The sequence below is a fragment of the Aeromicrobium sp. Leaf272 genome, assembly GCF_001422865.1.
In the GTDB taxonomy this organism is placed as follows: domain Bacteria; phylum Actinomycetota; class Actinomycetes; order Propionibacteriales; family Nocardioidaceae; genus Aeromicrobium.
Genome location: NZ_LMMY01000010.1, coordinates 42,258 through 65,558 on the forward strand (window position 1 = coordinate 42,258; position 23,301 = coordinate 65,558).

Annotated in this window: 26 protein-coding genes; 7 read left to right on the forward strand and 19 right to left on the reverse strand. The window is 72.4% G+C overall.

Features of this window, described 5'->3' with window-relative positions; genetic code table 11:
- Positions 1-2: 2 nt before the first annotated feature.
- Complete coding sequence (locus ASF38_RS05470) at positions 3-437, forward strand: tRNA (cytidine(34)-2'-O)-methyltransferase (protein WP_056574707.1); 435 nt, start codon at positions 3-5, stop codon at positions 435-437.
- A gap of 107 nt (positions 438-544) precedes the next feature.
- Positions 545-1,255 (forward strand): SGNH/GDSL hydrolase family protein, encoded by a 711-nt coding sequence (locus ASF38_RS05475; protein WP_082480466.1) that lies wholly within the window; start codon positions 545-547, stop codon positions 1,253-1,255.
- A 6-nt stretch (positions 1,256-1,261) separates the two neighbouring features.
- Here the strand turns inward: ASF38_RS05475 and rdgB are convergent, their stop codons facing one another.
- The 10 genes from rdgB to ASF38_RS05525 all read right to left on the reverse strand — a co-directional run bounded on the left by rdgB (position 1,262) and on the right by ASF38_RS05525 (position 9,482).
- A complete protein-coding gene (gene rdgB / locus ASF38_RS05480; RefSeq protein ID WP_056574277.1) occupies positions 1,262-1,918 on the reverse strand; it encodes an RdgB/HAM1 family non-canonical purine NTP pyrophosphatase in 657 nt (218 codons plus the stop codon).
- Positions 1,915-2,637, reverse strand: a complete 723-nt coding sequence (gene rph, locus ASF38_RS05485) for a ribonuclease PH (RefSeq protein ID WP_056574280.1) — start codon at positions 2,635-2,637, stop codon at positions 1,915-1,917. Before rph ends, rdgB begins: the two co-directional genes overlap by 4 nt.
- Before the next feature lie 24 nt (positions 2,638-2,661).
- A complete protein-coding gene (locus tag ASF38_RS05490; protein WP_055968727.1) occupies positions 2,662-3,411 on the reverse strand; it encodes an MBL fold metallo-hydrolase in 750 nt (249 codons plus the stop codon).
- A complete protein-coding gene (gene murI / locus ASF38_RS05495) occupies positions 3,408-4,214 on the reverse strand; it encodes a glutamate racemase (RefSeq protein WP_055968730.1) in 807 nt (268 codons plus the stop codon). The genes ASF38_RS05490 and murI overlap by 4 nt, the downstream gene beginning before the upstream one ends.
- 59 nt (positions 4,215-4,273) lie before the next feature.
- Positions 4,274-5,056 carry an amino acid ABC transporter ATP-binding protein gene (locus tag ASF38_RS05500; protein ID WP_055968732.1) on the reverse strand — a complete coding sequence of 261 codons (783 nt, stop codon included), beginning with the start codon at positions 5,054-5,056 and terminating at the stop codon, positions 4,274-4,276.
- Positions 5,053-6,552: an ABC transporter substrate-binding protein/permease gene (locus tag ASF38_RS17100; RefSeq protein WP_235497446.1), complete on the reverse strand. Its 1,500-nt coding sequence runs from the start codon at positions 6,550-6,552 to the stop codon at positions 5,053-5,055. The genes ASF38_RS05500 and ASF38_RS17100 overlap by 4 nt, the downstream gene beginning before the upstream one ends.
- 142 nt (positions 6,553-6,694) lie before the next feature.
- Positions 6,695-7,672 carry a ribose-phosphate pyrophosphokinase gene (locus ASF38_RS05510; RefSeq protein WP_056574283.1) on the reverse strand — a complete coding sequence of 326 codons (978 nt, stop codon included), beginning with the start codon at positions 7,670-7,672 and terminating at the stop codon, positions 6,695-6,697.
- Positions 7,673-7,757: 85 nt separating this feature from the next.
- Entirely contained in the window at positions 7,758-8,708 is a 951-nt protein-coding gene (locus ASF38_RS05515) for a PLP-dependent cysteine synthase family protein (RefSeq protein WP_055968735.1), read from the reverse strand.
- Positions 8,709-8,713: 5 nt separating this feature from the next.
- A complete protein-coding gene (locus ASF38_RS05520; protein ID WP_055968738.1) occupies positions 8,714-9,001 on the reverse strand; it encodes a MoaD/ThiS family protein in 288 nt (95 codons plus the stop codon).
- Positions 9,002-9,047: 46 nt separating this feature from the next.
- Positions 9,048-9,482, reverse strand: a complete 435-nt coding sequence (locus ASF38_RS05525) for a Mov34/MPN/PAD-1 family protein (RefSeq protein ID WP_056552215.1) — start codon at positions 9,480-9,482, stop codon at positions 9,048-9,050.
- 87 nt (positions 9,483-9,569) lie between these two features.
- Between ASF38_RS05525 and ASF38_RS05530 the strand changes: the two genes are divergently transcribed.
- Both ASF38_RS05530 and ASF38_RS05535 read left to right on the forward strand, forming a co-directional pair.
- Positions 9,570-10,202, forward strand: coding sequence for a GntR family transcriptional regulator (locus tag ASF38_RS05530; protein ID WP_082480468.1), 633 nt, complete (start codon positions 9,570-9,572; stop codon positions 10,200-10,202).
- Positions 10,199-10,975, forward strand: coding sequence for an ankyrin repeat domain-containing protein (locus ASF38_RS05535; RefSeq protein ID WP_056574286.1), 777 nt, complete (start codon positions 10,199-10,201; stop codon positions 10,973-10,975). Before ASF38_RS05530 ends, ASF38_RS05535 begins: the two co-directional genes overlap by 4 nt.
- Before the next feature lie 12 nt (positions 10,976-10,987).
- On the opposite strand, the gene ASF38_RS05540 is transcribed toward ASF38_RS05535, so the two are convergent.
- From ASF38_RS05540 to ASF38_RS05555, 4 genes are read right to left on the reverse strand one after another with little or no spacing between them, the layout of a single operon-like run.
- On the reverse strand, positions 10,988-11,500 hold the full coding sequence (locus tag ASF38_RS05540) for a hypothetical protein (RefSeq protein ID WP_055968746.1): 513 nt from the start codon (positions 11,498-11,500) through the stop codon (positions 10,988-10,990).
- Positions 11,497-12,078 (reverse strand): DUF2017 domain-containing protein, encoded by a 582-nt coding sequence (locus ASF38_RS05545; protein ID WP_056552223.1) that lies wholly within the window; start codon positions 12,076-12,078, stop codon positions 11,497-11,499. The genes ASF38_RS05540 and ASF38_RS05545 overlap by 4 nt, the downstream gene beginning before the upstream one ends.
- Positions 12,078-12,377 carry an ATP-dependent Clp protease adapter ClpS gene (gene clpS / locus ASF38_RS05550; protein ID WP_200914431.1) on the reverse strand — a complete coding sequence of 100 codons (300 nt, stop codon included), beginning with the start codon at positions 12,375-12,377 and terminating at the stop codon, positions 12,078-12,080. Before clpS ends, ASF38_RS05545 begins: the two co-directional genes overlap by 1 nt.
- 46 nt (positions 12,378-12,423) lie before the next feature.
- Positions 12,424-14,553: an acyltransferase family protein gene (locus ASF38_RS05555; protein ID WP_056574288.1), complete on the reverse strand. Its 2,130-nt coding sequence runs from the start codon at positions 14,551-14,553 to the stop codon at positions 12,424-12,426.
- An 80-nt stretch (positions 14,554-14,633) separates the two neighbouring features.
- Here ASF38_RS05555 and ASF38_RS05560 point away from each other — a divergent pair, with 80 nt between their 5' ends.
- Positions 14,634-15,920 (forward strand): nicotinate phosphoribosyltransferase, encoded by a 1,287-nt coding sequence (locus ASF38_RS05560; protein ID WP_056574290.1) that lies wholly within the window; start codon positions 14,634-14,636, stop codon positions 15,918-15,920.
- Between the two features lie 116 nt (positions 15,921-16,036).
- Positions 16,037-16,603: an isochorismatase family protein gene (locus ASF38_RS05565; protein ID WP_056552228.1), complete on the forward strand. Its 567-nt coding sequence runs from the start codon at positions 16,037-16,039 to the stop codon at positions 16,601-16,603.
- Here the strand turns inward: ASF38_RS05565 and ASF38_RS17440 are convergent.
- From ASF38_RS17440 to ASF38_RS05580, 4 genes are all read right to left on the reverse strand, one after another.
- Positions 16,590-16,727 (reverse strand): hypothetical protein, encoded by a 138-nt coding sequence (locus tag ASF38_RS17440; protein ID WP_156364645.1) that lies wholly within the window; start codon positions 16,725-16,727, stop codon positions 16,590-16,592. The genes ASF38_RS05565 and ASF38_RS17440 overlap by 14 nt on opposite strands.
- A gap of 65 nt (positions 16,728-16,792) precedes the next feature.
- The gene (locus ASF38_RS05570; protein WP_056574293.1) at positions 16,793-17,830 is read right to left on the reverse strand and encodes an LLM class flavin-dependent oxidoreductase; all 1,038 of its coding nucleotides are present in this window, start codon (positions 17,828-17,830) and stop codon (positions 16,793-16,795) included.
- A gap of 90 nt (positions 17,831-17,920) precedes the next feature.
- Positions 17,921-20,473: a hypothetical protein gene (locus tag ASF38_RS05575; RefSeq protein ID WP_056574296.1), complete on the reverse strand. Its 2,553-nt coding sequence runs from the start codon at positions 20,471-20,473 to the stop codon at positions 17,921-17,923.
- A gap of 98 nt (positions 20,474-20,571) precedes the next feature.
- A complete protein-coding gene (locus ASF38_RS05580) occupies positions 20,572-21,456 on the reverse strand; it encodes an oxygenase MpaB family protein (protein WP_056574299.1) in 885 nt (294 codons plus the stop codon).
- 130 nt (positions 21,457-21,586) lie between these two features.
- On the opposite strand from ASF38_RS05580, the gene ASF38_RS05585 reads away from it, so the two are divergent.
- Entirely contained in the window at positions 21,587-22,210 is a 624-nt protein-coding gene (locus ASF38_RS05585; RefSeq protein ID WP_056574302.1) for a TetR/AcrR family transcriptional regulator, read from the forward strand.
- Positions 22,211-22,342: 132 nt separating this feature from the next.
- Here ASF38_RS05585 and ASF38_RS05590 read toward each other — a convergent pair whose 3' ends face one another.
- On the reverse strand, positions 22,343-23,299 hold the full coding sequence (locus ASF38_RS05590) for an alpha/beta hydrolase (protein WP_056574313.1): 957 nt from the start codon (positions 23,297-23,299) through the stop codon (positions 22,343-22,345).
- Positions 23,300-23,301: the final 2 nt, after the last annotated feature.

A 23,301-nucleotide genomic window follows, 5' to 3' on the forward strand; every position in this document is an offset into this window, starting at 1 on the left:
GCATCCCGGGCAACACCGGGAACACGATCCGACTCGCCGCCGCCACCGGGGCGGAGCTGCACCTGGTGGAGCCGCTCGGCTTCGACCTGTCCGAGCCGAAGCTGAAGCGCGCCGGGCTGGACTACCACGACCTGGCGACCCTCCACGTGCACGCCGACCTCGACACGGCGCTGGCCGCACTCGGTGACGCGCGGGTGTTCGCGTTCACGACCGGGGCCACTCGCTCCTACGCCGACGTGTCGTACGAGCCGGGCGACGTGCTGCTGTTCGGCGCCGAGCCGTCAGGTCTGCCCGACGAGGTGCTCGCACACCCTCGCGTGACCGACCGGCTGCGGCTGCCCATGCTGCCGGCGCGGCGGTCCATGAACCTCGCCAACTGCGCGGCGATCGTGGTCTACGAGGCCTGGCGCCAGCACGGCTTCGCCGGCGGTTCCTGACACCGACCCCGTGCCGATGACGTTTCGGTGACTTCTCCGCATCCATCGGTTCCTGGCCGTCCGCGGACGTAGGCTGGTGCTCTTCTCGGGGAGGACAGCAGGGGACCATGGCACGACACGGACACGGACGACGCGTGCTGGTCACCGTCGCCCTGGCCCTGCTCATCAGCCTCGGCGTCACCGCAGGGCGGCAGGGTGCCATCGGCACCGAGCCCGGCACCGGACCCTTCCCCCAGGGCGTGGTCGTGGTGGGCGACTCCATCACCGCGCGCTACGACGACGACCCCGGCAGCCCCGAGCAGGGCTGGTGGAGCTTCGTCGGACGTCACTTCGACACCGAGGTGCGCACCTTCGCGCAGTCCGGCTCGGGCTACCAGCGCCCCGGCCACCGGTGCGGAGGGAACCGGTTCATCGACCGGCCCGAGGCCTTCGAGGGACCCGCACCGTCGGTCTTCATCGTCGAGGGCGGGCGCAACGACTGGGCCACCTGCCGCCAGGGCGGCCTGGTCGAGTCCACCGACGCCGCCGTCCAGCAGGCCGTCGACCGCTACTTCGACGTGGTCGAGCGGAGCCTGCCGCGCACGACCCGCATCGTGGTGCTCGGCCCACCGTGGGGCCCGCTGGACCCGTGGCAGCAGCGCCGGATCACGTCCATCGTGCACACCGCCGCGAAGCGTCACGGTCTCGAGTACGTGGCCACCAAGGGAAGCCTGGACCGGCCGGGCCGCACCGTCGACGGCGTGCACCCCACGCTCGCGGGCAGCAGGGCGCTGGGCGACGTCGTGATCGACGCCCTCTCGAACCGCCCGCCGCGCTGAGGCCCGTCAGGCCGAGAGCGCCGCGGCGACCAGCGGCGCGACCTGCGCGAGCGCCCGTCCGCGGTGGCTGATCGCATCCTTGTCGGACGGGCTCAGCTCGGCGGTCGACACGTCGAACCCGTCGGCGGCGAAGAGCGGGTCGTAGCCGAATCCGCCCTCGCCCTGCTCCCCCGCCAGGATGCGGCCGGGCATCTCGCCCCGGACGACGTGCTCCTGCCCGTCGGGCGTGCAGAACGCGACGGCGGCGACGAAGGTGGCGCTGCGTCGCTCCGGCGGGACGTCGGAGATCTGCGACAGCAGGAGCCGGTTGTTCGCCGCGTCGCCCCCCTGGTCCTTCGGCACGCCCGACCAGCGCGCGGAGAGCACGCCCGGCATGCCGTTGAGCGCGTCGACGCACAGGCCCGAGTCGTCGGCGAGCGACGGCAGCCCCGTGGCCTCGAGGCACGCCCGCGCCTTGATCAGAGCGTTGCCCTCGAACGTCGGCTCGGTCTCGGCCGGCTCCGGGTAGTCCGCGACGTCGGCGAGCCCGAGCACCTCGACCCCCGGCACGAGGGGCGCGAGGATGCGCTGCAGCTCCGCCAGCTTCTTCGCGTTGTTCGAGGCGAGCACGACGGTGCTGGTCTGCCGCCCACGGCCCGGCCCCCCCGCCGTGTCGTCGGTCATCGGGCGAGCGCCTCCTGCTGGAGGCGGGTGAGGTCGGTGCAGCCCTTCTCGGCCAGGGCCAGGAGGGCGTCGAGCTCGGAGCGGACGAAGGGCGCGCCCTCGGCGGTGCCCTGCACCTCGATGAACGCGCCGCTGCCCGTCATGACCACGTTCATGTCCGTCTCGGCGCGCACGTCCTCGACGTAGGGCAGGTCCAGCATGGGGGTGCCGTCGATGATGCCGACGCTGACCGCGGCCACCGACTGCACCAGGGGCTCCCCCGCCAGCGCACCCTTGTCGCGCAGGTGCGCGACGGCGTCGGCCAGGGCCACGTAGGCGCCGGTGATGGCCGCCGTGCGCGTGCCACCGTCGGCCTGCAGGACGTCGCAGTCGATCGTGATCGTGTTCTCACCGAGCGCCGTGTAGTCCACCGCAGCGCGCAGCGAACGGCCCACGAGCCGCGAGATCTCGTGCGTCCGGCCACCGATGCGACCCTTGACGGACTCGCGCGCGGAACGGTCGTGCGTGGCCTGCGGCAGCATCGCGTACTCGGCCGTGACCCAGCCCAGTCCCGAGCCCTTGCGCCAGCGCGGCACGCCCTCCGTGGCCGACGCGGCGCACAGCACCTTCGTCTTGCCGAACTCCACCAGGCAGGACCCCTGCGCGTGGTCGAGCCAGTGGCGGGCGATCGTGATCGGGCGGAGCTCGTCGACGGCGCGGCCGTCCTCGCGGGAGGTCATGTCCGCGACCCTACCGACGGGCGCTCAGACGTCGTAGACCTGCCCGGCCTCGACCAGGACGAAGTCCCCCGCGAAGGTGGAGCGGGTGTCGGCGGCGACCTCGTCGCGGTCGGTCCACGACGGCACGTGGGTCACGAGGAGGCGGCCGACGCCGGCGCGGGTGGCGTAGTCACCGGCCTCCGCACCGGTCAGGTGCAGGTTCGGCGGATTGGTCGCGGACTCCACGAACGAGGCCTCGCAGAGGAAGACGTCGGCGCCGAGCGCCACGTCGTCGAGCGCCTCCGTGGGTGCCGTGTCGCCGGAGTACGCCAGCACGCGTCCGTCGGCCTCGATCCGCATCCCGTAGGCCTCGACGGGATGGTCCATGAGCGACGGGGTCACCAGGAACGGACCGATCTGCACCGCCTCGCCGTGCACCCAGGAGCGGAAGTCGAACTGGTCGGCCATCTGCAGTCCCTCGGACCGCCCGTAGCTGCTCGCGAGGAACGGACCGGCGCCCTGAGGGGCGTACACGGGGATGGTCGGCAGCGCGCCCGTCGGGTGGTACTTGCTGACCACGTAGAAGCCCGACAGGTCGAAGCAGTGGTCGGCGTGCAGGTGCGAGAGCAGGACCGCGTCGACGTCGCGCAGGTCGAGGTGGCGCTGCAGGGGGCCGAGGGCTCCGCTGCCGAGGTCGACGAGCAGGCGGAAGTCGTCGTGCTCGACGAGGTAGCAGCTCGACGCCGAGTCCGGCCCGGGGAACGATCCGGCGCAGCCGACGATCGTGAGCCTCATGCCACCACCTGCGCGAACTGTCCGACCGTCTCGACCTCGGGCCCGAGGAAGCGACGGCCGAGCACACCGAACTCGTCGGGCCGGCCGGTGGTGAGGAACCGGTGCTCCGGTGCGGGCGCCTCGACGTCGCGCAGCAGCCCGCCCTGCACGAGCCGCGCGTAGACGTCCTTCGCCGTCTCCTCCGCACTCGAGACCAAGGTGACCTCCTCGCCCATGGCCAGGGCGATCGCCCCGGTCAGGAGAGGGTAGTGCGTGCAGCCGAGCACCAGGGTGTCGACACCCGCGTCGCGCAGCGGGGCCAGGTACTCCTCGGCCGCCGCGTCGACCTCGGGGCCGGTCGTGACGCCCCGTTCGACGAGGTCGACGAAGTCGGGGCAGGCCTGCGTGACGAGCTCGATGCCGGGGTTCGCGGCGAAGGCGTCGTCGTAGGCGCGCGACGCGGCCGTGGCGCGGGTGCAGATGACGCCCACCCGACCGTTGCGAGTAGCGCGGGCCGCCCGACGGGTGGCGGGGACGATGACCTCGACGACGGGGACGTCGTAGCGTTCGCGCGCGTCACGCAGCACGGCGGCGCTCGCGGAGTTGCAGGCGATGACCAGCATCTTCACGCCCTGGGCGACCAGGTGGTCGAGGCACTCGAGCGCGAACTCCCGCACCGCGGGGATCGGCTGCGGGCCGTAGGGCTGGCGGGCGGTGTCGCCGAGGTAGAGCACCGGCTCGTGCGGCAGCTGGTCGATCACGGCTCTGGCGACGGTCAGTCCGCCGAAGCCAGAGTCGAAGATCCCGATCGGTGCGTCCGCCACGAGGTGAAAGCCTACGGACGCGGCGGGGGCACGGCCACCCCTGGCCGCCGACGACGGGCTCACCCGGGGTGCAGGATGCGATCGAGGAAGCGCTGCGTCCGTTCCTCGCGCGGCGCGTCGACGACCTCGCGCCCCGGCCCCTGCTCGACCACGTGGCCGCCGTCGACGAAGACCACGGTGTCGGCGACGTCGGCCGCGAAGCGGATCTCGTGCGTCACCACGACCATGGTCCAGCCCTGGGAGGCGAGGTCGCGGACGACCGCGAGGACCTCGCCCACGAGCTCGGGGTCGAGCGCCGACGTCGGCTCGTCGAGCAGCACCACGCGCGGCCGCAGGGCGAGGGCGCGCGCGATGCCCACGCGCTGCTGCTGACCCCCGGAGAGCTGCGAGGGGTAGGCGTCCTCACGGCCCGACAGTCCCACCTGCTCCAGGAGCGCCCGGGCGCGGGCGGCGGCCTCGTCGGGGTCCTCCCCCTGCACCTGCACCGGGCCCTCGACGAGGTTGCCCAGCACGGTGCGGTGCGGGAAGAGCTCATGGGACTGGAAGACCATCCCGCTCTGACGGCGCAGCAGCTCGGCCCGGCGCCGGCCCTCCCTCCCCCTCGGCAGCGACCCGAAGTCGACCGACACGTCGCCGATCGTCACGACCCCGGCGTCGGGCACGGTCAGTGCGTTGAGCGAGCGCAGGAGCGTGGTCTTGCCCGACCCCGAGGGGCCGATGACCGCGGTCGTCGTGCCCTCTGGGACGTCGAGGTCGATGCCGTCGAGCACCGCGGTGCCGTCGAAGGCCTTGCGCAGGCCGCGGGCCTGGAGGAGCGGGGTCCGGCCGGTGGGTGCACTCATGTGGTCACGTACCTGTTCAGTCGCGTCTCGAGCCGGTTCTGCACCGCGGTGAGCAGCGTGCAGATGACCCAGTAGAAGAAGCCCAGCATCACGTACAGGGGCAGGTAGTCGAACGTGGTCGATGCGGCCTGCGTGACCACCCGGAAGGGGTCGGTCAGCAGGACGACCGAGACGAGCGAGGTGTCCTTCACGAGCGAGATCAGGGTGTTCGAGAGCGGCGGCACCGCGATCCTTCCTGCCTGCGGGAGGACCACCCGACGCAGCGTGAGGCTCCGGGACATGCCGATCGTGGCCGCTGCCTCGTGCTGACCCGCCGGAACGGCGAGCAGCGCGCCGCGCACGGTCTCCGCGGCGTAGCCGGCCACGTTGACGCTCAGCGCCAGCGTGGCCGCCAGGAACGACGGCAGCTCGACGCCGAGCTGCGGCAGGGCGAAGAACACCACGAAGAGCTGCAGCAGCAGTGGGGTGCCGCGCACCGCCGAGATGAAGAAGCGCGCCGGCCACGAGAGCAGCCGGGACGAGGAGATCCGGGCCAGCGCGATGAGCACGGCCGCGACGAGTCCGATGGCGAAGCTGAGCGCGGTGAGCGGGATCGTGATCTTCAGGAGAGCGACGAGGGTCGGCGACGCGTTGTCACGGACGGAGTCCCACCAGGAGGTGCCGGAGCGGCCGCCCACCTCGGCGGCGCCACCGTCCTCGACGGAGACGTCGGCCTTGAAGTACTTCTCGCTGATCTCGGTCAAGGTCCCGTCGGCACGCAGGGAGTCCAGGGCCTGATCGGCCTCACGGGTCAGGGCCTCGTCGTCCTGACGGAAGGCCAGCGCCTGCGCGCCGACCTCCTCGCCGGCGTCGCCGACCACCTCGATCTGGTCGTCACCGGTGGTGGCGAGGTAGTCGAGCACGGCGATGTTGTCGTTGACGATCGCGTCGACCCGGCCGCGGGCCACGAGGTCGGCAGCCTGGGCGAACTGCTCGACGTTCTCGACGCGGGCGCCGGCGTCCTTCGCGACCTGCGACCAGTTGCTGGTGGCCGATTGCGCCGTGACCTTGCCCTCGAGGTCGGCGAGGGTCCGGATGTCCGAGCCCTTCTTCGCGACGATGACGCCACGCGAGTACGTGTACGGCGTGGAGAACGCGTAGCTCTCCTCGCGCTCGGGGTTGACGGTGATCTGGTTGGCGATCACGTCGATGCGCCCGGAGTCGAGCGCCCCGAACAACGCGTCGAACTGCGACTGCACGAACCGCAGCTGCCAGCCGGCCTCGTCGGCGACGGCCTCGATGACCTCGATGTCGTAGCCGGTCAGCTCACCGCCCTCGTTGAACGAGAACGGGGGGTAGGTGCCCTCCGTGCCGACGACGACCTCGCGGCCCCCACCCTCGCCGGCACTGCCGTCGCCAGAACCGCCGTCGGCGGCCTGCGCCGGACCTGCCAGCAGCAGGGGCGCCAGCACCGCGAGCACGAGCCCGGCCAGCACCCCCATGAATCGTCGCCTCACGCGCGACCCCCTTCGTCGTCGCTCGACCCTAGTCCGGTCCCGGGACGTCGGCACGCCCGTCCCGGTGCGTGAGAGGCGACCCGCTCACCACGGACCTCCGTCGGGCGGCCATCGCCACCCCGGGGCTGGACTGCCGGAGCGCCTAGAGCGGGAGCTTGGGCTGCGGCGGCGCGTGGGTGGGGTCGACGCCGTCGAAGAGGCTGCTGACCGACTCGCCGGCGTGGATGCGGGCGATGGCCTGGGCGAACAGGGGCGCGACCGAACGGACACGCAGCTCGGGCCAGTCAGCGGGCGGCGGCACGGTGTCGGTCGTGACCACCTCGGCGATCCCCGGGTGGTCGCGCAGCCGCTCGACCGCCTTGCCGGTGAACAGCCCGTGGGTGCAGGCCACCGAGATCTCGGTGACGCCCTGGGTCTCCAGCATCGACACGAGCTCGACGATGGAGCCCCCGGTGGCGATCTCGTCGTCGAGCACGATCGCGCGCTTGCCCGAGACGTCGCCGACGATGGCGTCGATGACGACCTTGTCGTCGGCCTTGCGCTGCTTGCTGCCCGCCGCGACCGGCAGGCCGAGCAGCCGCGCGAACTGCGAGGCCGTCTTGGCGTTGCCGAAGTCGGGCGAGACGACCACGGCGTTGCTCAGGTCGGACCCGCGGTAGTGGTCGGCCAGCTCACCGATGGCGGTCAGGTGGTCGAGCGGCATCGAGAAGAACCCGTGCACCTGGGGCGCGTGCAGGGTCATGGTGACCACGCGGCTCACGCCGGCCGTGGCCATCATGTCGGCCACCAGCTTGCCGCCGATGGAGATCCGCGACGCGTCCTTCTTGTCCGAGCGCGCGTAGGCGAAGTGCGGCACCACGACGGTGATCGAGGCCGCCGACGCACCGCGCGCCGCGTCGACCATGAGCAGCAGCTCCATGAGGTGGTCCTGCGTCGGCGGCACCAGCGGCTGGACGATGTAGACGTCGCGCTGACGGCAGTTGGCGTGCAGCTGCGACTGCAGGCAGTCGTTGCTGAAGCGCACGGTCTCCGACGGGGAGAGGGTGGTGCCGAGCTCGTTGCAGATGGCCTCGGCGAGGGAGCGGTGGGCGCTTCCGGAGAAGACCACGATGTCGCGCACACCGTGAGGCTAGCGGAGGGAGCGGCGACCCGGAACCGTGAGCGGCACCGTCCCCGCCGACCAGCCCCGCCGACCAGCTGGGGGCTCAGGCCCAGAGCTGGCCGTCGAGGGCGTCCTCGGCCTCGTCGAGCGTGCCCTCGTAGGCGCCGGTCGACAGGTACTTCCAGCCGCCGTCGCAGACGATGAAGACGATGTCGGCGCGCTCGCCGGCCTTCTGGCTCTTGGCCGCCTGGGCCAGTGCGGCGTGCAGGATCGCGCCGGTGGAGATGCCGGCGAAGATGCCCTCGGCCTCGAGGAGCTCGCGCACGCGGCGCACCGCGTCACGCGGGCCGACGCTGAACCGGGCGTCGATCAACGACGCGTCGTAGAGCTCGGGCACGAAGCCCTCGTCGAGGTTGCGCAGTCCGTAGACGAGCTCGCCGTAGCGCGGCTCGGCGGCGACGATGCGCACGTCGGGCTTGGCCTCGCGGAAGTACCGTCCGGTGCCCATGAGCGTGCCGGTGGTGCCCAGCCCGGCCACGAAGTGGGTGACCTCGGGCAGGTCGGCGAGGATCTCCGGGCCCGTGCCGCGGTAGTGCGCCTCGGCGTTGGCGGGGTTGCCGTACTGGTACAGCATCACCCAGTCCGGGTGCTCCTCGGAGATGCCCTTCGCGACGCGCACGGCCTCGTTGGAGCCGCCGGCGGCGGGCGACGGGATGATCTCGGCGCCCCACATGCGCAGCAGCTGACGGCGCTCCTCCGAGGTGTTCTCGGGCATGACGCAGACCATCCGGTAGCCGCGCAGCTTGGCGACCATGGCCATGGAGATGCCCGTGTTGCCGCTGGTGGGCTCGAGGATCGTGCAGCCGGGCGTGAGCCGACCGTCGGCCTCGGCGGCCTCGATCATGGCCAGCGCAGCACGGTCCTTGATCGAGCCGGTCGGGTTCTGGTCCTCCAGCTTGGCCCAGAGGCGCACGTCGTCGCTCGGCGACAGCGCGGGCAGGCCGACGAGCGGGGTGCCGCCGACGGTGTCGGCGAGCGAGTCGAAACGCGCCACGAGGTTCAGCTACCGCCCGCGACGGCGGGCAGGATCACGACGGTGTCGCCGTCGGAGAGAGCCGTCTCGAGACCCCCGGTGAACCGGATGTCCTCGTCGTTGACGTACACGTTCACGAAGCGCCGGACGGCCACGCCCTGGTCGCCCTCCTCGACGAGGCGGTCCTTGATGCCGGCGTGGGCCGACTCCAGGTTCTCGACGAGCTCGGCCACGGTGGCGCCCTTGCTCTCGACGGCGCGCTCGCCGTCGGTGTACGTGCGCAGGATGGTCGGGATGCGGACCTCGATGGCCATCGGTGCCGTCACTCTCTTCCGGTTCTCGGGGGATGTGGTCGGGGGTTCACTCGTCGTAACGCTCGACGACGCGGACTTCTTCCTCCGTGACCTCGCCGTCGACGATCCGGTAGGAGCGGAAGTCGACCGCCGTCCCCTCGACGTCGGCGCCGTCACGGGTGGAGACGAGCACGTAGTGGGCGCCGGGCTCGGAGGCCAGGTTCACGTCGGTGCGTGACGGGTAGGCCTCGGTGGCGGTGTGCGAGTGGTAGATCACGACGGGCTCCTCGTCGCGGTCGTCCATGTCGCGGTAGAGGCGCAGCAGGTCGGTCGAGTCGAACTCGTAGAACGTGGGCGACATCGCCGCGTTCACCATGGGCACGAGCCGGGCGGGACGGTCGGAGTCGATCGGCCCCGCCACGACCCCGCACGCCTCGTCGGGGTGGTCCCGGCGGGCGTGGGCGATGATCGCGTCGTGGGTCGCGCGGTCGATGGTGAGCACGGCCGCGAGTCTATCGACGCCTGCCGCGGGCGCAGGGCGACGCCTGAGCGCTGAGACGAACGTGCATCCGTCCGGTACGATTTTGGTATGCCAAAGTCTCGCGCCCAGGGGGCTCTCGCCGTCGACGACGCCACCGACCGGCTACGCGCCCTGGTGGTCTCCGGCGAGATCGCTCCGGGCGAGCGTCTCGTGGAGCGTCACCTCGCCGGACGTCTCGGGCTGTCGCGCATCCCGGTGCGCGAGGCGTTGCAGACCCTGGTCGCCGAGGGCTTCGCCGTCGAGCGGCGCACCGGCGGAGTGGCCGTGCGCGAGCACCGGGCCGACGACGTCGCCGAGCTGCTCGAGATCGCGCACGCGCTCGACGCCGTGGCCTGCCGACGGATGCTGGTCGCGCGCACGGACGTCGCGGAGCTGCGCGAGGTGCTGGATCGCGGGGCACGGGCCCTGGCCGAGGACCGGCACGACGACGCCGTCGACCTGAATGCCCGGTTCCACGCCGTGCTGACGGACCTGGCACCGGCGCCGATGGTGCGCGAGACGACGCGTCCCCTCCGCCAGGTGCTGGGGTGGCTCCTGCGCAGGCACGCCGACCCCGGGCTCATCCACGCCCAGCACGTCTCGCTCGTCGACGCACTCGAGTCCGGTGACGGCGCACGGCTGGAGCAGGTGCTCGGCGCCCATGCCCGCACGAGCCTCGGCGCCCTGGAGGGGACCCGATGACCTCGCTCGGACCTTCCCCGGTGCTCGCTCTCGCCCTCACGACCGTGCTCGTGCTGGCGTCCTGCACCGCCGGCGACGCTCCCGAGCCCGGGCGGACGACGGCTGCCGACACCCCCGTCCCGATCGCGACCTCGACGCCGTCACCGACGCCCACGACGCCGCCCACCCGGGCCGAGCAGGAGCGCCTCGACGAGCGGCTCCTCGATGCCGCTGCACGTGGTGACGCCCGCGAGACCGCGACGGCCCTGGCGCGCGGAGCACGGATCGAGGCCCGTGACGGGCGCGACCGCACGCCGCTGCTGCTCGCCGCCGCGGCGGACCACCTCGACGTCGCGCGCCTGCTCGTGCGCCTCGGCGCCGACCCGAACGCCGTGGACGACCGGTCCGACACGCCCTGGCTCGTCACCGGCGTCACCGGGAGCGTCCCGATGGGCCGCCTCCTGCTCGCCGCCGGTGCCGACCTGACGCTGCGCAACCGGTTCGGTGGCCTCTCGCCCATCCCCGCGAGCGAGCGCGGCCACCTGGAGTACGTGCGCTGGGTCGTGGCGACCGACGTCGACCTCGACCACGTCAACGACCTGGGGTGGACGGCACTGCTGGAGGCCGTGGTGCTCGGCGACGGCGGCCGACGGCACCGCGACCTGGTGCAGGCTCTGCTCGACGCCGGGGCGGACCCGACGATCACCGATCAGCAGGGACGGACGGCGCTGCAGCTGGCCCGTCAGCGCGGGCACGCGGCGATGGCCGCGGTGCTCGAGGGCGCCGACCGCTGACCCTCCGGGGGCCTACCCGGTGGGGCTCGAGGTGATGGGGCGCGAGGTGACGCGACGGGCGCGCAGCAGGAGCGCGAGCAGGACGAGCGCGGCCAGGACCGAGGCTGCCACGGCACCGAGCGACGCGAGGTAGGCGATGTCGGTGTCGAAGGCGATCCCCTGGCGGACGCGCGGCACCGCACTGGTGCGGATCCCGTACGACGTCGCGAGCTCCTGCAGCAGCCACAGACCGAGCGCGCTCAGCACCAGCGGGACGACGGCGAGCGCGAGGTCGGCGCCGCCGGGTCTGCGCGCGGGTCGGGCCCAGGCCCGGCTCAGCCAGACGAGGTAGCCGACGGCCAGCACCTGCGCGACGAGCGTCGCCAGGAACGGCTCGGGCGTGCGCCACGTGCTCGCCACGCCCCACACCACGGTGGCGACCGGGCACACCAGGAAGAGCGACAGCCCGAGGACCTGGTGCGCCCGGCCGTCCGTGGCACCGAGGCGGCGCGGCCCTTCCGGGTACACGGTCCCGGAACCGGTCACGTGAGGGCCCCGACGAGCGTCTCCTGGACGTAGCCGAGCCAGTCGTACACGTCGGACATCGCCTGGACCGCCGGGTCGTCGCTCTCGGCGACCGAGAGGGCGTCGTCGTCGGAGTCGATGCCGAGCCGGACGGCGATCGAGAGCCTGATGTCGGTGAGCGTCCGCAGCCAGGCCTGGACCTCGGCGTCGTCGAGCTCGACCTCGACGACGACCTCGGGGCCGTCGTCCTCGTCCAGCCCCATGCCACCGGAGACGAGGGACGCGATGAGTCGCTCGGCGTTCTCGACCTTGGCGCTCGTGAGGGACCGCTCGGTGAAGCGGCGGAACTCGGCGGAGTCCTCGGCGTCGTCGCCGTAGGCGTCGGGCAGGAGGCGGCGCAGCACCGGGTCCTCCGGCGGCAGGGAGGGACCGCCCATCCCCAGCTGCGCGGCGAGCGGGTCGGGGTCGGACTCCGGCGTGCCGTTGCGGTCACGGAGCAGCTCGACGACCTGACCGGCCAGGTTGGCCAGGACGTGCGCCTCCTCGGGCTCGAACGTCGCGACGACCCCACCGCGTCGGCGGCGCTTGAACGGGCGCATCAGATCGTGTCCGACGTCTGCAGCGTGGCCCACAGGCCGTACTCGTGCATGGCCTGCACGTGGCGCTCCATCTGCTCGCGGCTCCCGCTCGACACGACCGCGCGACCCTCGTGGTGCACGGCCAGCATGAGCTCGGTCGCCTTCTCGTCGGAGTAGCCGAAGTAGGCGCGGAACACGTAGGCCACGTACGACATGAGGTTCACGGGGTCGTTCCACACGATCGTGACCCACGGGTCCTCCAGCGCGAGGCGGAGGTCGGAGGCGGGCTCGTCGAGCTCGACCGGGGCCGGAGTGGTCACCTCGCCATTGTGACGCAGCGCCGCGCGCGGGCGAAACCCGACGGGGTCACCGGGGCTGCTCCAGCGCCGCGACCAACGACGGCTCGAGGTACGGCGCCAGGGTGCGTGAGTAGGTCGCCGAGATGTGCGAGGAGTCGAAGTAGGCCAGGGCCCCTCCGATGACGGGGTAGCAGGTGTCGTCGCAGAAGAAGTCGGTCAGGTCGGCGACCGACGCGGCCGGGGTGTCGAGGTCGCGCACGGCGTCGGCCAGCGGGTCGGGGATCTCCCAGTCCTCGCGTGGCGCGGAGCACGCGGCCAGGTCGTCGGTGTGCTCGGCCACGCAGTCGGGGATGTTGGGGACGGTGCTCTGGGGGAACGGGTTGTCGCGGATGACCAGCAGGCGCGCCCCGGAGTCCAGCCACCGCTTCGCGTAGGACCGGTACCCGTCGTACCAGCCGTCGTAGGACTCGGCCCGTCCATCGACGCCGACCACCGGCAGCCCGGTGCGCGTCGACTCCACCACGAGGTCGAACGCGTCGCCGGAGGTCGCCTTCTGGACCTTCTCGCCCCATCCCACGCAGTTGCGGCGGAACTCCTCGGTCTCCAGCTGGATCATCGCGTCCGTCGGGAAGCACTGCGAGGCCAGGAAGGTGGTGATCCGCCAGCCCCGCTCCTCGGCGATCGACTGGAGCGCCGGCAACCAGTGCCCGGCGTGGGAGTTGCCGACGAGGGCGATGCTCACGTCGGCGTCACGGTCGCCGTACGTGCACGTGGTGAGGTCGTCGAACGGGCGGTAGACCCAGCAGTCGTCGGCGTAGGCGTCGGACTTGTCCTCGGCCGCCTGCGTCGGGTCGGGGATGATCGTGTCGCCCAGCACCGGCCCGCAGTCGAGCTCGGGGTCGAGGGCTCCGGCACCGAAGCAGGGGTCGTTCCCGGACAGGGCCGCCCGGACCTGCTCGCGGGCGTCGTCCTGCCGACGGTCGACCTCTGCGCCCTGGGCCACCCCCATGCCCACGACCACGGACATCGCCACCGCGGCCGCCGCGAACGGCCGCCACAGCGGCAGGCCGCGCGGGTGGCTGCGGAAGCGGTCCTCGACGAAGCGCTTGGTCAGCCCGGCGAGCACGAGGGTCGCGGCCACCGCCGCCAGCGAGTCGAGGACGCCGCGCTCCCCCGCGACGTGGCCGAGGAGCACGATGATCGGCCAGTGCCAGAGGTACACCGAGTAGGACACGTCGCCCAGCCACTGCACCGGACGCGAGGACAGCAGCTGGGTCGGCGACCCCGCACCGGAGGCGGCAGCACCGATGACGAACGCCGTGCCGAGCACCGGGACGAGGGCGGCGGACCCGGGGAACGGGGTGGCGTCGGTGTAGGTCCACGCCGCCCACCCGATGGCGGCGAAGCCGACCCACGCGAGGACCGACCGCACGACGGGCGGCAGACCGGCGACCCCGCCGTCGCCACCGTGCTGCGCGCCCACGACGCCCGGCTCCGCGGACGCCCGGCTGCGCAGGGCCACGAGGATCGCGACCAGACCGCCGACACCCAGCTCCCAGACCCGCGTCGGGGTGACGAAGTAGGCCGAGGACGGGTCGGCCGCGGTGGCGTGGATCGAGTACGCCAACGAGCCGACCACGACGACCACGAGGGCGACACCGAGCACGTGGACCAGCCGCAGCCCGAGACGGCGTGCCACGAGCACGCACAGCAGCACGAGGATCGGCCAGACGGCGTAGAACTGCTCCTCCACGGACAGGGACCAGTAGTGCTGCACGGGCGTCGGGGCGTTCTCGGCCGCGAGGTAGTCGACCGCTTGACCGGCCAGGCGCCAGTTCTCCACGTAGAGCGAGGCGGCCACGGCCCCCAGCGCCGTGTCCTTCCAGAGCGTGGCCGGCGCCAGCAGCCGGGAGAGCACGAGGGTGACGGCCAGGACCAGCAGCGCCGCGGGCAGCAGCCGTCGCACCCGCCGCATCCAGAACGTGACGAGGTCGCGCCCGCGCGACGGCGCGGCGGTGATCAGGTGGGAGGTGATCAGGAACCCGGAGATGACGAAGAAGACGTCGACGCCGGTGTAGCCACCGGTGATGCTGCTCGGCCACACGTGGTAGACGACGACCAGGCTGACCGCGACGGCGCGCAGCCCCTGGATGTCGAGACGGTGCCCCCGGGCAGGGGTCGATCGGGTTCCGGACACTCGCTCGAGGGTAATAGGTGCGCCCACGTCGAGCACCATCGTGAAGTGCCGACCCGGCTCGACCGCCTAGGGTGGCGGGTGTGACGACGGCACTGCTGACCGACCACTACGAGCTGACGATGCTGCAGGCGGCCCTCGCCGACGGGACCGCGCACCGCAGGTCCGTCTTCGAGCTCTTCGCCCGGCGACTCCCCACCGGGCGCCGCTACGGCGTGGTCGCCGGCACGGGTCGCCTGCTCGACGCCCTCGAGTCGTTCCGCTTCGACGCCGACGCGGTCGCCTGGCTGCGGGAGCGTCGGGTCGTCGACGAGGCGACGTGCGACTGGCTGGCCGACTACCGCTTCACCGGTGACGTCTGGGGCTACGCCGAGGGCGACCTGTACTTCCCCGCCTCGCCCGTCCTCGTCGTGGAGGGCACCTTCGCCGAGGCCGTGGTCCTGGAGACGCTGTTCCTGTCGATCCTCAACCACGACTCGGCGATCGCGTCGGCCGCGGCACGCATGGTCGGCGCCGCGGGCGGTCGCCCGTGCATCGAGATGGGCTCGCGCCGGACCCACGAGTGGTCGGCGGTCGCGGCGGCGCGTGCCGCCTACGTGGCGGGATTCGCCACCACCTCGAACCTGGAGGCGGGCCGGACGCACGGCATCCCCACGGCCGGCACGAGCGCGCACTCGTTCACCCTGCTCCACGACAGCGAGCGCCACGCGTTCACCGCGCAGGTGGAGTCGCTCGGCTCCACGACCACCCTGCTGGTCGACACCTACGACATCGCCGAGGCGGTCCGCACCGGCGTCGAGGTAGCGGGACCGTCGCTCGGTGCCGTCCGGATCGACTCAGGCGACCTGCCCTCGCTCGCCCACCAGGTCCGCGAGCAGCTCGACTCGCTCGGGGCCACCGAGACGCGGATCGTGGTCACGAGCGACCTCGACGAGCACGCGATCGCCACCCTGGCGGCCGCCCCCGTCGACGGCTACGGCGTCGGCACGTCGCTGGTCACGGGGTCCGGCGCGCCCACGTCGGGGTTCGTCTACAAGCTCGTCGCGCGCGAGGACGACGCCGGGACGATGCAGCCGGTGGCCAAGAAGAGCGTCGACAAGGCCAGCGTCGGCGGACGCAAGTGGGCGCTGCGCAGGCTCTCGTCATCCGGGACCGCCCAGGCCGAGGTCGTGGGCATCGGCACTCCCCCGGTCGACGACGGCGACGACCGCGCGCTCCTCGTGCCGTTCGTCGAAGGGGGTCTGCGCGTGCACCACGACACCTTGGACGACGCCCGCGCACGTCACGCGTCGGCGATCGCCGAGCTGCCCGCCGCGGCGCGCAAGCTCTCGCGGGGTGAGCCCGTGATCGAGACCGTCCTCGAGCACTGAGTCCTGCGGCACCACGGGCCGTCGCACGACGACCGGGACCACCGCCCGACGTCGTGCGCCTGCAGCTCGTCCCGCCTGCGACCTACCCTGGACCGAAGCCGAACCGAGGAGGACCCGTGCCCGACCAGACGACCGCACTCGTGGTGGTGGACGTGCAGAACGACTTCTGCGAGGGCGGGTCGCTCGCGGTGGCCGGCGGTGCCGACGTCGCCCGTCGGGTCGCCGACCTGGTCGCCGAGGGACGGTACGCGACGGTCGTCGCCACGCGCGACCACCACGTCGATCCGGGGCCGCACTTCTCCGACACCCCGGACTTCGTGGACTCCTGGCCACGGCACTGCGTGGTCGGGACGTCCGGCGCGGAGCTGCACGCGCCGCTGACGACCGACCTGTTCGACGCCGTCTTCCTCAAGGGCGAGTACGAGGCGGCCTACTCCGGCTTCGAGGGCGCCACGGAGGCGGGTGACTCCATGACCGCGTGGCTGCGCGAGCGCGGCATCACGACGCTCGACGTCGTGGGCATCGCGACCGACCACTGCGTGCGCGCGACGGCGCTCGACGGCGTGCGCGAGGGCTTCACGGTGCGCGTCGTCGAGGGACTGACCGCAGCGGTGAGCCCGGCCGGCCTCCCGGCGCTGCGTCAGGAGCTGGCGGCGGCGGGCGTCCGGGTCACGGAGCGCTGACCGCGGAGGCGGTCGACGCGTTCTGCGGCTGGTCGGGGGCGGGCGGCAGCACGAACAGCAGCGCGCCCAGGGCGACCACCGGGATCGAGGCGAGGACGTCGCGACGGGTCGGTGTGTGCTTCATGGCGCCAGCCTGACCGGCGCACCTGAACGCGCGGCGTCAGCGCGGTGAACGCGCGCCGCACACCCTCAGAGCAGCTCCTTGGCGAGCAGCTCGAGGGTCTCGTCACGCGCCGGCGAGGTGCGCGGGTCGGTGCCCAGGCGGGCCGACCCGACCGGGTGCAGCATGACCTCGTCGACGTCGAACCGCTCGGCCAGCTCGCGCACCTGCGCGGCGGCACCGGCCGGGTCGCCGACGACCGAGCGGGCGGACCCCGCGTCGACCATGGCCTGCTGCTGCGGCGGCAGGTCGGTCGCCAGCGCGGTCTCGACGAGGTCGAGTGCCGTCAGGGGCTGGCCGGTGCGCAGCCGTGCCATGTTCTGCAGGTTCGGCAGGGCCTGGGCGTGGGCCTCGGCCTCGGTGGCGGCGACCGAGGCGTTGACCGTGAGGAAGGTGGTGGGCCGGTCCGCCAGGTCCGAGGGACGGAAGTTCGCGCGGTAGTGGGCGAGCGCCTCCTCCGTGCCGTGACCGGAGAAGTGGTGGGCGAACACGTAGGGCAGACCCTTGGCAGCCGCGAGCTGCGCCGAGTACATGGACGAGCCCAGCAGCCACAGGCGCGCCGTGGAGGCGGCGACGGGCGTGGCCTTGAGGATGTACTCGCGCTGCGGGATCGGCACGCGGACACCGCGACCGTCCATCAGCGCGGTGACGTCGTCGAGGTACTGCGGGAAGTTCTCGACGTCGGTGTCGTCGCGCCCGGCGGCACCCCGCAGGGCCCACGACGTGACGGGGTCCGACCCCGGGGCGCGACCGATCCCCAGGTCGATGCGGCCCGGGTAGGCGGCCTCGAGCAGCGCGAACTGCTCGGCCACAGCGAGCGGCGCGTGGTTCGGCAGCATCACCCCGCCGGATCCGACCCGGATCCGGCCGGTGGCCGACGCGAGGATGCCGATCAGCACCGGAGGACTGGTGGCGGCGACCGCGGCCATGTTGTGGTGCTCGGCCACCCAGTAGCGCTCGAACCCGAGCCGGTCGGCGGTCTGGGCGAGCTGCACGGAGGCCGCGACGGCGTCGGACGTCGTCTGGTCGGTGCGGACGGGGACGAGGTCGAGGACGGACAAGCGCATACGGGGGTCAACGCCGGAGGGCGCCGAAGACTTCCCTCGCCGGCCGGGCGCCCCCGAGACGGGGCCCGGACGGGTCCAGCACGACGGGCCTCAGACCACCTTCTTCAGCGTGCCGCTCGGGGTGAAGGTGGCGGTGCGCTTCTTGGTGGCACCCGCCGAGGTCTTCGTGCAGTAGCCGAAGCTGGTCCCGAGCCGGCTGTGCGGCTGACCCACCTTCCTGAGGACGCTCTCGACGGACGAGCCCGTCCTCAGCCGCGTGACGACTGCGTCGCTCGGGCGGGCCGCGCGGTCGCGACAGCCGTCGTTGGCGACGCCCTCGGCGCGCTCCCACGTCTGCAGGTACGCCTCGGCGCCTCGGGCCATGTCGTCGACGATGGCCTGCCCGCCCTGCTTGCGCAGGTCCTCGATCCAGTCGGGGTACAGCCCGTAGTGGGCCACGCCGTCGGTGTTGATGTCGTACACGCGGGTGCCGCTCACGTTCTTGTCGATCGTCACCCCGCCCAGCCCCTTGAACGGGTAGGTGACCTTGTCGGGGACGTCGGCGCCACGCGGGTCTCCCTGGGCGCCGAGGCCGTTGATGTCGGCGCCGAACCCGAACCCGAAGTAGTACCGCGGGTCGGCCCAGGCGAGGTGCTGGCGCCACTTCTCGACGAAGCCGTCGCTGTCGCCGGCGTAGGGGGTGATGACGCCACCGGCCCGGTAGATGCGGGGGTAGACGTCGGGGGTCGACCACGAGTGGCTCGACAGGACGCCCGGGTAGTCGATCCGCTCGACCAGGTCGAGGGAGGACTTCCGTGCCGCGACGCTCATGTGGTCCGGGTCGAACAGCATCTTCTTCTCGGCCATCCGCAGGATCGTGTGGTCACCGAGCGACGTGAGGCCGCGCGCGTTGCAGTGCGGACCCGAGGCGTACAGCGGGAGCTTGACCGGGATGTAGAGCTTCGCGATCGCGCCGAACAACGCGTCCTGCTCGGGCACCAGCGTGGGCGCCGTGAGCTGGCTGCGGTCCTCGACCCCCTCTTGGCCGTTCTCGCACGTCCTCATGTCCCAGAAGGACCCGGTCTCCAGGAAGTTGGCGCCGTTGATGAGCGGCGCGATGCCACCGGTGTCGCCGGCCACGCCGGACAGGGCGTTGTCGAACTTGTTGACCAGCTCCATCTGGCGGACACCGAGGTCGTGCACCTCGTCGAGCTGACGGTCGATCTCCGCCTTCGTGCACTGCGGCTGGTCGAGCTTGGTGGAGCAGCCGAACAGCACGCTGGTCTCGATGCCCATGACGACGGCGAGCTTGCCGTCGTTGATGACCTTCCGCGCCTCGAACGGGTCGGTGACGATCCGGTACCAGCCCTTCCCGGGGCCGCCGTACTGGGCGTCGACGTACCGCTCCAGGTTGCGCATCTGCTTGGCCTGCAGACGGATGCTGTCCATGTCGTCGCAGGAGTTGCGCTTGAGCGGGTAGACGGTGCACAGCTGGTTGTTCTCGACCAGGAGGTTCACGAACAGGCGTTGCCCGCCGCGCCACGACCGCTCCATCCACTTGTAGTAGGTCCCCTCGTGGGTCAGGGAGTCCGGCGCCGGCCAGTCCTTGAACGTCGGCCAGCCGACGGGGTCGTGGAAGCCGACGGGCGTGCCGCCCTTGCTCATGAGGTTCTCCAGCAGGGCACCCGCACCGTTGGCCAGCTGGTGGTCGAGGCAGTCGACGAGCGCGGCCTTGACGCCGTACGGGCTCCACGGGCGACCGCAGTGCACCTGCCCGCCGAGGAACTCGAAGGCCATGCCGTGGGTGTGGGCGTCGAGGTAGCCGCGCACCTCCTGGAAGGGCGAGGCACCGCGGTGCGGCTCCCCCTTCACGTTCGTGGTGATCTCCGGCCAGGCCGCGCAGCCGGTCGTGAGCCTGAGGGCGAACGGCGTCGAGTCCCGCTCGGTGAGCCGTCCACGGGCGTCGGCGCCGAGCACCTTCGCACCACGCGCGAACGTGAAGCCCTTCTCGGTGCGATCGACCGTCCAGGTGGTCCTCGCCGACGCGGTGGAGGTGCGGCCCACCACGCCGAGCAGCCCGACCGAGAGGAAGCTCTCGTCCTTCGCGAACAGCAGGTAGCTGCCGAGGTCGGTGGCCTGGAAGTGGAACGGCTCCGCGTCGGTGACGCTCGTCGCCGAGGTGCTCCAGCCGACGCCGGAGCGGCGGACCCACCGGCCGTCGGGGCCCTGAAGCGCGTAGCAGCCGCCCGCCATGGCGTAGCGGTCCGCGGGGACCGACGCCCTCTTCGCCGGTGCCATCCCGGGAAGCAAGGTCGGGTCCTTCTCGGCCCGTTGCGCCTCCACGGCCGAACGACCGGCGGCGGCCTGTATGGCGCTCGTGCGATCGGCGGTCCCTGCGGAGTCCGGTGTCCGTGACACGGCGTTCTTCGTCGCGGGATCGTTGTGCACGTGGTCGTGGCCGTCGTTCCCTGCGCCGCCCTGGAGGACGGAGACCGCGGCGGCGTCGGCCCCGTCGAGGCTCGTGCCGTCGACGGCGGCGTCGGGCGTCGCGTCACCGTGGAACTGCTCGGTCCAGGTGACGTAGGCGGGCAGCATCGCCGCGGTCAGCGTCATGGTCATGACCACGACCGCGATGCCCCAGCTGTGCCGACGCCTGCGTGTCATGCCGGGTCCAACGACGAACCTACCCATGAGTCACCCCTCGATCCGGTACGACCGTACCGGTTCTTCGGCGGTGCGACCAGACCCCGCCGGACGCGCCGTCAGGCCACGTCGGCCGGCATCGACGACGGGAACGTGCCGAGCCGCTCGACCATGAACCCGCCGGGATAGCTGCGGATGCGGTGCGACCGGCGCGGGTCGTAGGGCCGGCGACGCGGTGGCAGCAGGCGCACGACCCTCCCCCGCAGACGCAGGGACCGCCGAGCGAGACCTTGCACCCAGCGCGGGGGGTCGGGGTAGCCGAACGCGCGCCTCAGCGGCGCGTCGAGGAGCGCCACGGCGAAGACCCGCATGACGCGCCTCAGCGGCCGGGGGTAGAAGTCGGCGAAGAGCGCCAACGTCGAGTCGGCGACGGCCCGGCCCCCCGGGTCGAAGGCGAAGTGCCTGGACTCGTACTCGTCCATGTGCCGCTCGAAGCCGGCGAGGTCCTCGGGCATCCCGGTGATCCCCATGAGGCGTCCCAGCCGGCGGTAGTACTGCACGGCCGCGACCTTCTCGGTCTCGGTCAGGGGACGCCAGCCGAACTCCTCGATCCAGCGCACGGGAGCGACGACGAAGGTGCAGAGCACGTACAGCATGTCGTCGCCTGCGATGTCGTAGCTGCCGTGCATCTGGTTCATCCGACGGATCGCCGCACGCCCCTGCGGATTCTCCAGACCGTCCTCGAGCACGGTCTCGAGCACGATCACCGTGTCGTCGTGGCGCTTCTGGGTGCGCTCGGTGAACTCCTCCGTGGCGCCGAGGAGTCGGCCGATGCTGGGGACGGCGTACGTGCGGAACAGCGCGAAGCTGAGCGCCTGCTGGATGTCCCACGGGAACTCGTGGTGTCCCGTGATGCGCGAGATGTCCTCGTAGTCGGTCGTCGGGTCGAGCGCCTCGATGCGCTCGACCCAGTGGTCGCGGGGCAGCAGGCCTGGGATCCGCATCGCTCGATCTCCGTCCGGCGGTCGGGGTGGGTCGCGTCACTCTTGTTGGCGCAGCGCCAACAATGCCACCGCTCGGGCGCGCCGTCAACGCCCGAGCACTTCGGCGGCCCGTCGTGGCAGGCTTCGTCGCGTGACGACGACTCCCGAGGGACCACGCTGGCAACGGCTCGGCGCCGACCAGCGACGGTCGGAGATCCTCGCCGCGGCCACCACCGCCTTCGCGGCACGGCCCTACCCCGACGTGTCCCTGGCGGGCATCGCCCGCGACGCGGGCGTGGCGCGGGGACTCATCAACCACTACTTCGGCACCAAGCGCGACCTCTACCTCGAGGTGGTGCGCGAGGCCGCCACCGTGCCGTCGGTGGCCGTGGAGTCCCTGCCCGAGGGCACCGTGCACGAGCGGATCGACGCCGCGGTGGCCTGGTACGTCGACTCCCTCGAGGCGGCCGGCACCACTTGGATCGCCGCGGCCGACGCCCACGGCCTGGGCCGTGACCCCGCCCTGGAGCAGATCCTCGACGAGGCGGAGGGGGCCACCGTCGACCGCGTGCTCGAGGCGGTCGGACTCACCCCGGGCGGCGCGTCCCAGGAGCTCCTGCGGGCCCTCGTCCGCACCTACGGGAACCTGGCGCGCTCGGCTGCGCGCGAGTGGCTCCTCCAGGGCACGCTCGACCGCGCACAGGTGCACGTGCTGCTCCGCGCCACGCTGGTGACGATCGTCGACGAGGTCGTGCCCACCGTGCTCGACGCCTGAGCGGCCGCACGCCGTCGGAGGTAGGGGACCCACCCATCCCGGTCATGATGAGGTGCGAGACCTACCTGGGGTCCGTCGGTCCGGTGCGTCACCTACCTCTGACGAGTCGAGCCCGGCCCGACGCGGGCGCGCTCAGAGCACGTCGCGCAGGAACGCCGACGTGGCCTGCACCGCGTCGGCGGCCGACGGACTCACGCCCGGCAGGCTGATGAAGCCGTGCAGCGCCTCGGGGAACTCCTGGAGCACCACGTGCACGCCCTGCTCCCCCAGCTGGGCCGCGTAGCGGCGACCGTTGTCGGCCAGCGGGTCGTGCCCGGCCACCAGCACCAGCGTCGACGGCAGCCCTGCGTGCGACGCGGCGCGGATGGGTGACGCGCGCCAGTCCAGCGTGCCGTACTGGTCGCCGAGGTAGCGCCGCACGAAGCCACGCATGTTCGACGAGGTGAGGACGGGCGCGTCGGCGAACTCGTCCTCGCTCGGCCACCGGTCGTACGCCTCCACCCCGGGGTAGACCAGCACCTCGGCGCGCAGACGCGGCGCGCCGGCGTCCCGGGCCATCAGCGCGACCGTCGCCGCGAGGCCACCACCGGCGCTGTCGCCCATCACGGCCACCCGCTCGGGATCGACGTCGAGCTCCTCGGCGTGCTCGACGACCCACTGCAGCGCCGCCCACGCGTCGTCGACGCCGGCGGGGAACGGGTGCTCCGGTGCCAGCCGGTAGTCGAACGACAGCACCACGGCGCCCGTCCGTGCCGCCACGCGGCTCGCGAACCACGCCGACTGCTCGGGGTTGCCCTGCACCCAGCCGCCGCCGTGGAGGTTGAGCACCACCGGCGGCGCGGTCGTGGCGGCCGGACCCCCGACGAGCCGGTGCTGCAGGAACCGGCGCGGACGGCCGTCGACGTCGACCAGGTGCTCGGTCGTGCGCACCGCGGGGTCGGCGGTGCCGAAGAGCCAGCGCCCGACGGGCGAGCGCTGGAGCCTCAGCCGCTGCTCACGCCGCTGCGCGAAGTCGTCGACCTCCTCGATCGGGGTCGACGACAGACGTTCGAGGACGCCGAACACGCGGGTCACCAGAGGCAGGGTCATGG